The 12,221-nt window shown below is 31.3% G+C and carries 16 protein-coding genes and 3 pseudogenes; 17 read left to right on the forward strand and 2 right to left on the reverse strand.

The window, feature by feature from the left end:
- The first annotated feature begins 349 nt into the window (after nt 1-349).
- From PWK10_RS15970 to PWK10_RS16045, 16 genes and pseudogenes are all read left to right on the forward strand, one after another.
- The gene (locus tag PWK10_RS15970; RefSeq protein WP_274766708.1) at nt 350-523 is read left to right on the forward strand and encodes a hypothetical protein; all 174 of its coding nucleotides are present in this window, start codon (nt 350-352) and stop codon (nt 521-523) included.
- Nucleotides 505-1,185 (forward strand): ABC transporter permease, encoded by a 681-nt coding sequence (locus PWK10_RS15975; protein ID WP_274766709.1) that lies wholly within the window; start codon nt 505-507, stop codon nt 1,183-1,185. Before PWK10_RS15970 ends, PWK10_RS15975 begins: the two co-directional genes overlap by 19 nt.
- A 10-nt stretch (nt 1,186-1,195) precedes the next feature.
- Nucleotides 1,196-1,525, forward strand: a complete 330-nt coding sequence (locus tag PWK10_RS15980; protein ID WP_274766711.1) for a hypothetical protein — start codon at nt 1,196-1,198, stop codon at nt 1,523-1,525.
- A gap of 14 nt (nt 1,526-1,539) precedes the next feature.
- Nucleotides 1,540-1,731, forward strand: a complete 192-nt coding sequence (locus PWK10_RS15985; protein WP_274766712.1) for a hypothetical protein — start codon at nt 1,540-1,542, stop codon at nt 1,729-1,731.
- Nucleotides 1,728-2,090, forward strand: coding sequence for an ABC transporter permease subunit (locus PWK10_RS15990; protein ID WP_274768332.1), 363 nt, complete (start codon nt 1,728-1,730; stop codon nt 2,088-2,090). Before PWK10_RS15985 ends, PWK10_RS15990 begins: the two co-directional genes overlap by 4 nt.
- Nucleotides 2,091-2,361: 271 nt before the next feature.
- The gene (locus PWK10_RS15995) at nt 2,362-2,529 is read left to right on the forward strand and encodes a hypothetical protein (protein WP_274766713.1); all 168 of its coding nucleotides are present in this window, start codon (nt 2,362-2,364) and stop codon (nt 2,527-2,529) included.
- Nucleotides 2,526-3,797: an extracellular solute-binding protein gene (locus PWK10_RS16000; RefSeq protein ID WP_274766714.1), complete on the forward strand. Its 1,272-nt coding sequence runs from the start codon at nt 2,526-2,528 to the stop codon at nt 3,795-3,797. The genes PWK10_RS15995 and PWK10_RS16000 overlap by 4 nt, the downstream gene beginning before the upstream one ends.
- A 296-nt stretch (nt 3,798-4,093) precedes the next feature.
- Nucleotides 4,094-4,672 (forward strand): hypothetical protein, encoded by a 579-nt coding sequence (locus tag PWK10_RS16005; RefSeq protein ID WP_274766715.1) that lies wholly within the window; start codon nt 4,094-4,096, stop codon nt 4,670-4,672.
- A 31-nt stretch (nt 4,673-4,703) separates the two neighbouring features.
- Nucleotides 4,704-4,967, forward strand: a complete 264-nt coding sequence (locus PWK10_RS16010) for a hypothetical protein (RefSeq protein ID WP_274766716.1) — start codon at nt 4,704-4,706, stop codon at nt 4,965-4,967.
- A 17-nt stretch (nt 4,968-4,984) separates the two neighbouring features.
- Entirely contained in the window at nt 4,985-5,125 is a 141-nt protein-coding gene (locus PWK10_RS16015; RefSeq protein ID WP_274766717.1) for a HAMP domain-containing protein, read from the forward strand.
- Nucleotides 5,122-5,835, forward strand: a complete 714-nt coding sequence (locus PWK10_RS16020; protein ID WP_274768333.1) for a sensor histidine kinase — start codon at nt 5,122-5,124, stop codon at nt 5,833-5,835. Before PWK10_RS16015 ends, PWK10_RS16020 begins: the two co-directional genes overlap by 4 nt.
- A gap of 27 nt (nt 5,836-5,862) precedes the next feature.
- Nucleotides 5,863-6,297 carry a response regulator gene (locus tag PWK10_RS16025; RefSeq protein WP_274768334.1) on the forward strand — a complete coding sequence of 145 codons (435 nt, stop codon included), beginning with the start codon at nt 5,863-5,865 and terminating at the stop codon, nt 6,295-6,297.
- 34 nt (nt 6,298-6,331) lie between these two features.
- On the forward strand, nt 6,332-6,580 hold the full coding sequence (locus tag PWK10_RS16030) for a hypothetical protein (protein WP_274766718.1): 249 nt from the start codon (nt 6,332-6,334) through the stop codon (nt 6,578-6,580).
- Nucleotides 6,532-7,380: a helix-turn-helix transcriptional regulator gene (locus PWK10_RS16035; RefSeq protein WP_274766719.1), complete on the forward strand. Its 849-nt coding sequence runs from the start codon at nt 6,532-6,534 to the stop codon at nt 7,378-7,380. The genes PWK10_RS16030 and PWK10_RS16035 overlap by 49 nt, the downstream gene beginning before the upstream one ends.
- Nucleotides 7,381-7,613: 233 nt before the next feature.
- Nucleotides 7,614-8,714, forward strand: a pseudogene (gene tnpB, locus PWK10_RS16040) (IS200/IS605 family element RNA-guided endonuclease TnpB).
- Between the two features lie 105 nt (nt 8,715-8,819).
- Nucleotides 8,820-9,770 (forward strand): annotated as a pseudogene (locus PWK10_RS16045) (iron-containing alcohol dehydrogenase); the annotation flags it as partial.
- A gap of 185 nt (nt 9,771-9,955) precedes the next feature.
- Here PWK10_RS16045 and PWK10_RS16050 read toward each other — a convergent pair.
- Nucleotides 9,956-10,231 (reverse strand): prenyltransferase, encoded by a 276-nt coding sequence (locus PWK10_RS16050; RefSeq protein WP_342455559.1) that lies wholly within the window; start codon nt 10,229-10,231, stop codon nt 9,956-9,958.
- 172 nt (nt 10,232-10,403) lie between these two features.
- Nucleotides 10,404-10,730 carry a prenyltransferase gene (locus PWK10_RS16055; RefSeq protein WP_274766721.1) on the reverse strand — a complete coding sequence of 109 codons (327 nt, stop codon included), beginning with the start codon at nt 10,728-10,730 and terminating at the stop codon, nt 10,404-10,406.
- A 227-nt stretch (nt 10,731-10,957) separates the two neighbouring features.
- Between PWK10_RS16055 and PWK10_RS16060 the strand changes: the two are divergent.
- Nucleotides 10,958-12,214: pseudogene (locus PWK10_RS16060) on the forward strand (double-cubane-cluster-containing anaerobic reductase).
- Nucleotides 12,215-12,221 lie beyond the last annotated feature (7 nt).

A 12,221-nucleotide genomic window follows, 5' to 3' on the forward strand; every position in this document is an offset into this window, starting at 1 on the left:
ACTAATATTCCCCCTCTATTGTTTTACTTAATATTAATTATAACCTTTGACCTTTTAATTCATAGATTTTACATTTAGGAAATGGTAGCATTATTTTAGAATCAATCATACCTGAAAATAAAACACCAAGAACAAAAATTAATACCTTATAAAAATGGACAGGCTTTTTGTAAAATAATAATATAAATTATGGAAAATTTTCAAATTGATACATGGGGGACAGTGAAGTTATGAATCTATATTTAAGTCCTAACAGAATTTTGAAGAAAAACGAAAATTACAAAAAATATTTCGAGTATTATTGGCACAAAGATATTTGCAAATAATGGTTATTTTAGGTGTCATATGGATGATTGTTTTTAATTTCCTACCCATGTATGGAATTATCATTGCCTTTAAAAAATACAACATTGTAAAGCCAATATCTGCTGCACCATGGGTAGGGTTGCAATATTTCAAGGAATTTTTATCTGACCCTGAATTTTTTAATGCAGTAAAAACACATTGGGAATTAGCACTTTAAAGATATTGATAGGATTTCCACTTCCTATTATATTTGCTTTGTTTTTGAATGAGCTGACATCATTAAAATTTAAAAAGTTTGTTCAAACAGTTTCATATTTACCACATTTTTTATCTTGGGTTGTTCTTGGTGGAATATTAACTACTTGGCTTTCTGATGTTGGGATTATAAACGAGATTCTAGTTAAACTAAAATTAATTGATCAACCTATTAATTTTTTAGCGGAACCTAAATATTTCTGGATGATAGTTATAATTTCAGATATATGGAAGGAACTTGGTTGGTCAGCAATTATCTATTTAGCCGCAATAGCAAGCGTTGATCCGGAAATGTATGAGGCAGCAACGATAGATGGTGCAGGAAGGTTACAAAAGATGTGGTTTATAACCCTCCCGGCAATCAAACCTACAGTAACTATATTATTTATATTAACTGTAAGCGGAATTTTAAATTCAAACTTTGACCAAATACTAGTTCTTAGAAATCCTCTTAATGCCAGTGCCAGTGATGTCATAGATATATTTGTATATAGAATGGGTCTACACCTTGGAAGATATTCATATGCAACGGCAGTTGGATTAGTCAAGTCAATAATAGCATTGCTACTCTTATTATCTGCTAATTTTGTATCAAAGAAACTAAATAATACTTCGCTATTTTAGAGGTGATTCAATGAAAATCAGCATATTAAAACGAAGGACATTGGGAGAAAAAATATTTGATACTGTAAATGTTATTATAATGCTTATAATTTGCTTTATAACCCTATATCCTATTTGGTATGTTTTGGTAAATTCTTTCAACGATGGCATGGATGCTATGAGGGGAGGAATATATTGGTGGCCCAGAAAATTTAGTCTTGACAGTTATAAAGCCGTTTTTTCAAGTCCAGGCATATTAAAAGCTCTGGGGATTACTGTTGCTAAAGCTGTAATTGGAACTTTCCTACACGTTTTTTTACAGCTATGGTTGCCTATGCATTGTCAAAGAAGGAGTTATTAGGAAGAAAGTTTTATATGACTTTAGGAATTATAACATTGTTTTTTAGTGGAGGACTAATTCCATATTATTTACTATTAAGAAACTTAGGATTTCTTGATAAGTTTATAGTTTACATAATTCCTGCGATGTTCAGTTTTTACGATGCAATAATATTTATAGCTTTTTTAGAGAAATTCCTTCAAGCCTTGAAGAAGCAGCTAAAATAGATGGGGCAAATGACTTTTTAATATTTTTAAAAGTTATATTACCGGTTTCGCTTCCTGTTATAGCTACAATAGCTCTTTATCATGGAGTTTATCAATGGAATGATTACTTTACAGGTATGATATTTATAAATGATCCCGATCTTCAACCCATTCAAACTTACCTTTATAGGATTGTTGCCCAGGTAGGTTCTAATACAGCTATGCAGGCAGCACCGGGAGGTATAATAACAAGGACAGTTACAAGTCAATCTATAAAGCTTGCAACTATGGTAGTTACAACCTTTCCAATAGTTTGCGTTTATCCATTTTTACAAAAATATTTTGTAAAGGGAATGTTGATAGGATCCATAAAAGGCTAAGAAGAATATAATCTTCGCCTGGCCGAAGATTATAAAATAAAATTATAGAGGGGGATGGTCATGAATAAAAAAATTTTATCAAAACTGACTGCACTTTTACTACTTATGGTAATGGCTGTATCTAGCTTTGCAGGGTGCAGTAAAAAACATCTAATTCAACCGATAATGAAAAAGTTTCGACAGTAAGCGAAGATGAACCAGGATGGAAAAAGGACGTAGATAAACCGATTACATTTGATTGGTATATAAACTTTTCCTGGTTCCCGAATAAATGGGGGTTGATCTTACTTCGCAATATGTAACTAAAAAGACAGGAGTAAACATAAATTTTATAGTTCCAGCTGGAAATGAAAACGAAAAGCTTAATGCAATGATAGCTTCAGGTAAACTCCCAGACTTTATAACCCTTGGATGGTGGGAGGATGCTGTCCAAAAATGATAGATGGTGGGCTTGTTCTACCGCTTGATGAACTAGCAAAACAATATGATCCATATTTCTTTAAAGTTGCAGATCCTATGAAGCTTGCATGGTATACAAAGGAAGATGGACATGTTTATGGATATCCCAATGCATCATCATCACCAAAGGATTTTGAGAGATATAAGGAGTTGAAACCATCAAATCAGACATTCCTTGTAAGAAAAGATATATATGAGGCGCTAGGCAAACCAGATATGAGAACCCCTGAAGGTTTTCTTAATGCATTAAAGGCTGCGAAGGAAAAATTCCCAACTGTTAATGGACAGCCTCTAATCCCATTTGGCTTACACGAATTTACCGATACAGGAAATTATTCACTAGAGTCATACCTCCAAAATTTCCTTGCAATACCTATGGAAAAAGACGGGAAATTATATGATAGGCTAACTGATCCGGAATATATAAGATGGCTAAAAACATTAAGAAAGGCAAATGAAATGGGACTTCTTGCTAAAGATATATTTGTAGATAAAAGGGCACAAATGGAAGAAAAGATAGCCCAAGGCAGATATTTTGCTATGCTTTACCAGAGAAGCGATATGGCAGCACAGCAGCAGGCCCTTTATGCAAAGGATAAGAATTCGATTTATATAGCAGTAGATGGACCGGCAAACTCAAATCTTGATCCACCAACATTAGCAGGTGATGGAATTGCAGGTTGGACAATTACTTTAATTTCAAAGGATGTTAAGGATAAAGCAAGGGCGATAAGATTTTTAAGTTATCTAATTAGCGAAGAGGGACAGAAGGATTTATATCTTGGCGAACAGGGTGTAACCTATGATATTATAGATGGAAAAGAACAATTCAAGCCAGAAGTATTAGAACTTCTTAACAAAGATAGAGCAGCATTTGATAAAAAGTATGGTGCATCCTATACCTTCTGGATGCTCATGGATACTAACATGATGCTTAAGTGGCAGCCACCAACTGCAGAACCTTTTAAGCAGATGGAAGATTGGACTAAAGGAAAAACAGTAAGCTTTGCCGCCTTTGATGGAATTAATCCAACGGGTGATTCGGAAGAAGGTATTGCGGCTAATAGAATTGCACAAGAATGGGGAAAAACGCTTCCAAGACTTTTATTAGCAAAATCGGATGAAGAATTTGATAAAATATTTAATGAATTCCTGAAAAAGAGAAAAGAATATGGCTACGATAAGGTATTACAGTATCAACAAAAGAAGTATGAGGAAAATAAGAAAAAATTAGAAGGCGCTAATTAAATATAAAAATATGGATAAAAACCCAGAATTTCTGGGTTTTTATCCATATTTATAATAGGGATTTCTTTTATTTTTATTATGACTTATAATATATAATAAAAAGTGCTGGAAGTGGTGGGATTTTGAAAAAAATCAAAAATTATTAGGAAATCAAAAATAAAAAAAGCCCTATTAAGGATAGAAAATATGTCCCTTCAAAAAAATTAGTCTTATCTTATATACTAATAATTTTGATACCAATTATAACTTTTTCTCTATATATATTTAAACAATTTAAGGACAGTGCTATAAAAAATATGATAAAGGAAAATGAATATCTGCTTGAGATGGAAAAAATCACTATATCTAAAAACATATATTCTATGGAAAATGCAGCTCAAATGGTCGTATCTGATAAAAAATTTATTAATTTTATTAAAGATAGAAATGAATACACAACAGAAGAGCTTTTGGATTTTAATTATAATAGCATAATGAATATAGTTAAAATACAAAACAATAATCCTAATATTGAACATATTAGGTTTTATGTTGATAATAACAATATCAATGAAATATGGCCTGTTGTTTTTAGCGAAAATAGAATTAAGAATAAACCTTGGTATAATGAAGTTAAAAGACTAAAGGGAATGGTATTATGGAAATTTGAAGAAATCGATCAGGATATAGTAGATAGGCAATATAAGTATATATATGAAAATTCAGCAAAGATAATGCTTTTGAGGGAAATAAGTTATCCAGAGGGAGAACACCTCGGAATAATTGAGGTGGATATGCTACTTAAAAACTTCTTACCCAAAATGTATGCAGAATTATCTAATCAACGTTCGCAGATGTTTTTATTGATAGTAAAGGAAACCTTTATACCAACATAAACAATGATTTTTTAAAAGGAATAAACTTAGTTTGGAAAATATAAAGGAACAGTTTTATAAATATAAAAACAATGATAGAGGTAGCTTTTTCCTTGAAAATCAAAATAATAATATCTTGGCTATATATACATATATAGAAGCTATAGATTCATATGTTATTTCGCTAATTTCCCTACAGGATATTTTTACAAATATCTCAAGGACAAGAAATATTATTATATTGACTATCATATTCTTGATTATAATACTATCGATAATAACAAACCTAATAAATACCATTATACTAAAAAATTAAATATGCTGATATATTCTATGAAAAAGATTAGACAAGGGGATTTTAACATTGATGTTAGTGTTAGAGGTGACGATGAAATAGGAGAACTAGCACATCATATAAGAAGACTGCTAGTAAAGATTAATGAACTTATAACTGATGCTGTAAATAAAAAATAGTATCAAAGGAAGCAGAACTTAGAGCCCTAAGGACGCAAATCGATTCTCATTTTTTATATAATACGTTGGAAAATATTAAGATGCTTGCAGAAATAGAAGGACAATTGGAAATATCCGATGCATTAACTTCCCTAGGGAAAATGATGAGATATAACATGAAATGGGCAAGTGAATATGTTACATTAAGGGAAGAAATAGACCATATTAAAAACTATACATCCCTTATGAACATAAGATTTGATAATAAAATAAAATTAATCATAAATATAGATTCATATCTTCTTGAGCAGGAAGTTTTGAAATTATCTATTCAGCCTATAATAGAGAACTCGATAAGCCATGGAATAAAGGATAAACTTGACAAAGAATTAGGAATTATTGAAATTAAAGCATCAATTGATGGAAATACGATGATTATAGAAATTACTGATAATGGAAAGGGAATGAGTCCTGAAGAAGTTGAAAAGTTGAATTACAAAATAAACCTTGAAGATGAAGAATTCAACAAAAATCTCCTAAATAAATATGAAGGTCAAGAAACAGTTAAAAGAGGAAATGGAATTGGCCTTAGGATTGTAAATCAAAGAATAAAACTTTATTATGGAGATGATTATGGCCTCCAAATATCAAGCAAAAAAGGAGAATATACAAAGGTCATTTTAAAGCTGCCTTATTTGATCGTTAATGGAGGTATTAGTAAGTATGCGTAATATTCTCATTCTCGATGATGAAAAAACATAAGATTAGGTTTAAAGGCCATGATTGAACGAAAATATTTAACCTATTATAATTTATATTTAGCGTCAACTGTCAAGGAGGCACTTATTTATTTTGATAATAATAAAATAGATATAGTAATTACTGATATTCGTATGCCTGATGAAGACGGGATTGCTTTTATGAAAAAGCTTAAGGAAAGAAACATTAAAACAAACATAATTGTTTTAAGTGGATATGATGATTTTAATTATGCTGTTGAATCTTTAAGATATGGGGTGAAAGATTATTTGTTGAAGCCTATAAATAGAGAGGAATTATATAAAACTATTGACAAAATTGAAGAAAACATTAAACAAAATGAATATATTGAAAATCAAAGTTCTTCAGAAGAATTTGAAGAATTTAGAGCTGCACAGATTAAATTATATATTTTTAAATTCACATATAAATGAAGAGGACATAGAAAAGATATGCAGCAAAATTAAAATGGATATTTTTGATAAAGGCTACTATGTTGGTGTTATAAATAACAAAAGATATTCCAAATGCATAAATGATAAGGAATTATTTGGAATAATCAAGGATACTATAAAAGAATATGAAAAAACAGTTAACGAGAAAATAATTATTTTAACAGATGGTATTGGAAATATTGTAATAATAGGAGAGGAATTTGAAGTTTTTAAATGTTTAGAATCGAAAATATCTACAAAAACCATATGGTTTATGCAATAGGATTAAGCGAAAAGCAGTTTAATATAAATAAGATAAGGGAAGGATATTTACAGGCTATAGAAGCATTAAAATATACATTTTTATATAATAATCATCATCTTTTAAGCTTTTCAAGTATAAAGGATAAACTTAAAAATTATGAGCTACCCATTGATAAAATTAAAAAAATTAGCAATATGATTGGAACGGACAGGGAAAATGAGATTAGAGGGATTTTAAAAGAGGTCTTAGATATTAAAGAAATTACAAAGTATGATATTTCTTATTTAGAAGGAATTAATAAAGCAATAAATGAATTTATATTTAGTAGTGCTATTAAGAAATTAGATGGCGATACTTTAAACAAAGTAAGGGGGATAAATAAAATAGGTGATATTTTTAATTATGAAAATTTCATTGAATATTTTCATGCTGTAGAGGAGTTAATTATATGCCTAAACGATTATACAAAACAGATAATGTCTATTTATGCGGATAACCCGGAAATGAAAAGGGCAGTTCAATACATACACGAAAATTTTAATAGAGATATTAATATGGCCATGGTATCAAATTATGTTTCATTAAATTATTCTTATTTTAGCCAAGCTTTTAAGGAGTATACTGGATATAATTTTGTAGATTATTTGAAAAAGATACGAATAGAAAAGGCAAAGGAACTACTTGAAAACTTTGATTATAAAATTTATGAAGTGGGTGAAATGGTGGGATATAAAAATTCAAAGCAATTTGCTAAAACCTTTAGAGAGATGGAAGGTATTTCACCAATTGAATATAGAAACAGATTAATAATGAGATAATAAAGTGTCCAAAGGATATAGAAATAATATAACCCTACATTTTAAGGGCTAGTAAATAAACTTTAACATTCTTCTAGCTGAATATGATTAAGAAAGCGTCCACACACTCGTGACTTTAGCCATGAGTAAGGACGCTCTAATAATAACATCTATTATTTGTGTATCATAACTTATATTAGTTAAAAGTTTGTTTTGTGTAACAACATATGTTACAATAACTATGAGGTGAAAGTATGGAAAAAGCTTTTAAATTTAGGCTTTATCCTAATAAACAACAAATAGAGCTCATAAATAAAACCTTTGGTTGTGTTAGGTTTGTATATAACTACTACCTTGCTAAAAGAGAAGAAGAATATAAAACTCAAGGTATAACATTTAATTATAACAAATGTTCTGCTGACTTAACTAAACTTAAACAAACTAATACATGGCTAAAAGAAGCAGATAAGTTTGCACTTCAAAATTCGCTCAAAGACTTAGACAAAGCATTTAAGAATTTTTTGAAGGTAGAGCAAATTATCCAAAGTTTAAGTCAAAGAAATGTAAATATCAAAGCTATAGAACAACATTTACAAATAACAACATTGAAATTAAAGGAAACAAAATCAAACTACCCAAATTAGGCTGGGTAAAGTTTGTAAAATCAATGGAAGTAGAGGGTAAAATACTAAATGCAACTATAAGTAGAACTCCAACAGGGAAATATTTTATTTCAATTTGCTGTAGGATAGAAAAAACTATAGAAAAGTCTAAAACTAACAAAGTAATAGGTATAGATTTAGGAGTAAAACACTTTCTGATAGATAGTGAAGGTAACAAAATATCCAATCCTAAATATCTTATAAAGTTAGAAAAAGACTTATTAAGGAACAAAGGAAGCTTTCTAAAAAACAATTAGATAGTAGTAACTATAAGAAACAAGCTAAGAAAGTAGCAAAAATACATGAGAAGATAAGAAACCAAAGGGAAGATTTTTGCAAAAGCTGTCCTCTAAAATTATAAACGAAAACCAAGTTATAATTTTGGAGGACTTAAAGGTTAAGAATATGTTAAGAAATAACAAACTATCAAAGTCCATATCAGATGTAGCATGGTCAAAATTTGTAAACATGCTTGAATATAAAGCATTATGGTATGGAAGAACAATAGTAAAAGTAGATATGTTTTATCCATCGAGTCAAATATGTAATGTATGTGGTTATAAAAATGAAGAAGTAAAAGACTTAAACGTAAGGGAGTGGGAATGTCCAATATGTAGGACAGTCCACGATAGAGATGTAAATGCAAGTAAAAATATATTAAAAGAAGGAAAGAGGATATTAGGCATAGCATAAGTAAAAACAGTAGGGTAGGGACTACCCGAATTAACGCCTGTGGAGATAGTAGGTTACGAGGTCAATGAAGCAGGAATCCCGCGACTTTAGTCGTGGGAGGTTCAAGAAACTAAGCCTAATCCAACCGTTAAAAATGTAGAAGATGGACTTAAAATGTTAAAGGAAAACAATTGCGACTTTTTAATATCCTTTGGGGAGGTTCACCCCATGATTGTGCAAAGGCGATAGGCCTTGTTGCAACCAATGGAGGTTCTATAAAGGATTATGAAGGTGTTAATAAATCTAAAAGCCTATGCTTCCTCTTGTTGCAATAAATACAACAGCAGGTACAGCAAGCGAAATGACGAGATTCTCAATAATCACAGATGAAGATAGGCACGTGAAGATGGCCATTGTAGATTGGCATGTGACTCCTATCCTTGCTGTAAATGACCCTGAACTTATGATAAATATGCCAAAATCCTTAACAGCTGCGACTGGAATGGATGCATTGACTCATGCAATTGAGGCCTATGTTTCAACTGATGCAACACCTGCAACGGATGCTGCAGCCCTTATGGCAATTGAACTCATATTTAAATACCTCAAAAGAGCAGTTGAAAACGGAAATGACATAGAAGCAAGGGATAAAATGGCCTATGCAGAATATCTTGCAGGAGTTGCCTTCAACAACGCAGGGCTTGGGTATGTTCATGCCATGGCCCATCAGCTTGGAGGATTTTATGATCTTCCACATGGAGTATGCAATGCAGTTCTTTTACCACATGTTCAATCCTTTAATATGAAGGTGGCAGCAAAGAGATTTGTAGATATAGCAAGGGTTATAGGAATTACAATAGAAGGTTTATCTGAGGAAAAGATAGCAGAGGAAGTTATTGAAAGCATAAAGAAGCTTTCAAGAGAAATTGGAATTCCAAAGGTCTTAAGGAGCTTGGCGCTAAGGAAGAGGATATAAAAGTATTAGCTGAAAATGCCTTAAAGGATGCTTGTGGGTTAACAAATCCACGAAGGGCAAATCTTGAAGATATAATGAGCATATTTAAGGCAGCATTTTAAGAAAATAAAATAATCTCCATGATAGCTATTACTGCTGCCATGGAGATTATTTTGTTTATTGTAATATTATTGCAATTATCATAAAAATCCCTGTTAGAATATATATTTGAGCTGTTTTGGCGTTTGATAAAATTAGCCTTTGGATATCGTTGTAGTGTTTTTTGCGTTCTTTACAGCACTAATAGTTAATGGAAGAGTAATAAATCCAAGCAGGAAAAAGTAATTTTTAGGATAATGCTTATTAATATAAATGAAATATATGAAAATGCGAATAGCATAGCATAAACACCTACGGATTTTTCTTTTCCAAGTCTTACAACCCAGTTTCTTTTGTTTGCCTTCATATCTGCTTCATAGTCAGGGAACTGGTTTATCCAAAGAACATTTGTAATCAAAAATGAAAGTGGGAGAGAAATTAAAACAACATTCCAATTTATATTATGCGTCATTGTTACATACATTCCAAGGGTTACAAGAATACCGAAGGTAAAACCAACGGCGAACTCTCCAAGCCCCTATATGCAAGCTTCAAAGGTGGAAAAATATAAAATACTGCAAAGAAGACTCCTAATACTCCTATGGACAAAACCTTTATTTCCCAATAAAGAGCAATGATAATTCCTATCACACAAGCTAAAAAATGGTAACAATGCCAATCCATTTGGCCTCTTCAAGCGTAAGGACACCATCAACTATCGTTTTCTTGCCGCCACTAAAAGGAGTTCTTTTGTCTTGAGTTACAAACCTATCTGCACCAGTTATATAATCTACAACTTCATTTACTGCATTCTTGCCTATTTCGATTAAATAAACACCAATTAATGCTAATAAAAACCAAAGGAAATTAAAGCTTTTTTCATTAACATAAGCAAATGTTGCTCCAACTAACATTGGGATAGTGGAAGCAATCCAAATCTTTGGATCAGCAAGTTGCCAAAAACCTTTCCAGAACCTACTCATACCATCCCCAACCTTTCCATTTAAGTTAATAATTTCACAATATCATTATATCAAAATAATTGAGTGCCTGCCACTTGACATTTTGACTTTTTGACATTTCCAGAAATAAACAGTAGTATTTATAGGTTTTAGCTATAATAAATAGATAAGCTATAGAAATTTTGGAAACATTTTTAATTTTTTAGTTGATATAATTGAATTGTAAAAATATACACAGGGGGATGCTTATGGGAGATTATAGAAAGCTTTGGGAAAGTTTACAGATGGATCTTGAAAAGCATGATGCTTTGTGTGCAGTTTTGCCTGAACTTTACGGCTCTGTTTATCTATCTCAGAAGGATAGAGCTGAAGCCATGAATTATTTTAACTTTGTTATATCAGAAGTTCATGGCCTTAGGATAGAAGAGCTTAATAATCATCGTCAAAAGGGTGGCAAGGTTGTTGGAACTTTTTGTGTTTATGTGCCGGATGAAATTTTAAATGCCCTTGGAGTTATAGGTGTTGGCCTTTGTGGTGGTTCACAATTTTGGATAGAGGATGGAGAAAAAGTTCTTCCAAGGAATTTATGCCCTTTAATAAAGGCCTTTGTAGGAGCTAAGATAAGCGCTACATGCCCTTATTTCCAATCCTGTGATCTTTTAGTTGGAGAAACTACTTGCGATGGTAAAAGAAGGCTTATGAAATATTAGCAGAATATGCACCAACCTATGTTATGGAACTTCCACAGATGAAAAGGGAAAAGGACATAAAGGATTGGGAGGCAGAAATAAAACGCTTTATAAATGAAATTGAAAACTTAACAGGGAATAAATTAACATATGAAAACCTAAAAAATTCTATAAAGCTTATTAATAAAAAAGACGTGCATTAAAAAGGTTATACGAACTTAGGAAAAATACTCCATCTCCAATATCAGGCCTTGATGCCCTTTTAGTTTCGCAGATTGCATTTTATGATGATATAGAAAGATTTACTGAAAATGTTGAAAAGCTCTGCGATGAACTAGAAAAAAGATTAGCATATTAAAAGCAAACAGAAAGAAAAGATTAATGGTTACAGGAACTCCTATGGCTATTCCAAATTGGAAACTCCATCATATAATTGAAAACTTAGATGCCCAGATAGTAGTTGAAGAAACCTGCACAGGAACGAGATATTTTGAAAATGAAGTTTCTGAAGATGGAGAAACTATCGATGACTTGATTAGAAATATAGCAGAAAGATATATGAAGATAAATTGTGCTTGTTTTACTCCAAACGAAGGAAGGGTAGAGGACATAATAAGGCTTGCTGAGGAATATAAGGTTGATGGTGTGGTTTACTACAATCTATCCTTCTGCCAGCCATATTCAGTTGAATATAAAAGGGTTGAAAAGGCATTAAAGGACAAAAACATTCCTCTTATTTTAATCGAAACGGATTATTCAACAGAAGATGTAGGACAAATAAAAACAAGAATTGAAGCTTTCCTTGAAATGATTTAAGGTGATA

It is taken from the genome of Caloramator sp. Dgby_cultured_2, from assembly GCF_028872215.1.
Lineage (GTDB): Bacteria > Bacillota > Clostridia > Clostridiales > Caloramatoraceae > Caloramator > Caloramator australicus.

What these genes read in the sequence shown, in the direction of transcription:
- PWK10_RS15970 (WP_274766708.1), top strand. Translation starts at nt 350, where the DNA reads ATGATTGTTTTTAATTTCCTACCCATGTATGGAATTATCATTGCCTTT.
- PWK10_RS15985 (WP_274766712.1), top strand. Translation starts at nt 1,540, where the DNA reads ATGACTTTAGGAATTATAACATTGTTTTTTAGTGGAGGACTAATTCCA.
- PWK10_RS15995 (WP_274766713.1), top strand. Translation starts at nt 2,362, where the DNA reads ATGGGGGTTGATCTTACTTCGCAATATGTAACTAAAAAGACAGGAGTA.
- PWK10_RS16030 (WP_274766718.1), top strand. Translation starts at nt 6,332, where the DNA reads ATGGATATTTTTGATAAAGGCTACTATGTTGGTGTTATAAATAACAAA.
- PWK10_RS16005 (WP_274766715.1), top strand. Translation starts at nt 4,094, where the DNA reads ATGATAAAGGAAAATGAATATCTGCTTGAGATGGAAAAAATCACTATA.
- PWK10_RS16015 (WP_274766717.1), top strand. Translation starts at nt 4,985, where the DNA reads ATGAAAAAGATTAGACAAGGGGATTTTAACATTGATGTTAGTGTTAGA.
- PWK10_RS16035 (WP_274766719.1), top strand. Translation starts at nt 6,532, where the DNA reads ATGTTTAGAATCGAAAATATCTACAAAAACCATATGGTTTATGCAATA.
- PWK10_RS16055 (WP_274766721.1), bottom strand. Translation starts at nt 10,730, where the DNA reads ATGAGTAGGTTCTGGAAAGGTTTTTGGCAACTTGCTGATCCAAAGATT.
- PWK10_RS16050 (WP_342455559.1), bottom strand. Translation starts at nt 10,231, where the DNA reads ATGTATGTAACAATGACGCATAATATAAATTGGAATGTTGTTTTAATT.
- PWK10_RS16000 (WP_274766714.1), top strand. Translation starts at nt 2,526, where the DNA reads ATGATAGATGGTGGGCTTGTTCTACCGCTTGATGAACTAGCAAAACAA.
- PWK10_RS15980 (WP_274766711.1), top strand. Translation starts at nt 1,196, where the DNA reads ATGAAAATCAGCATATTAAAACGAAGGACATTGGGAGAAAAAATATTT.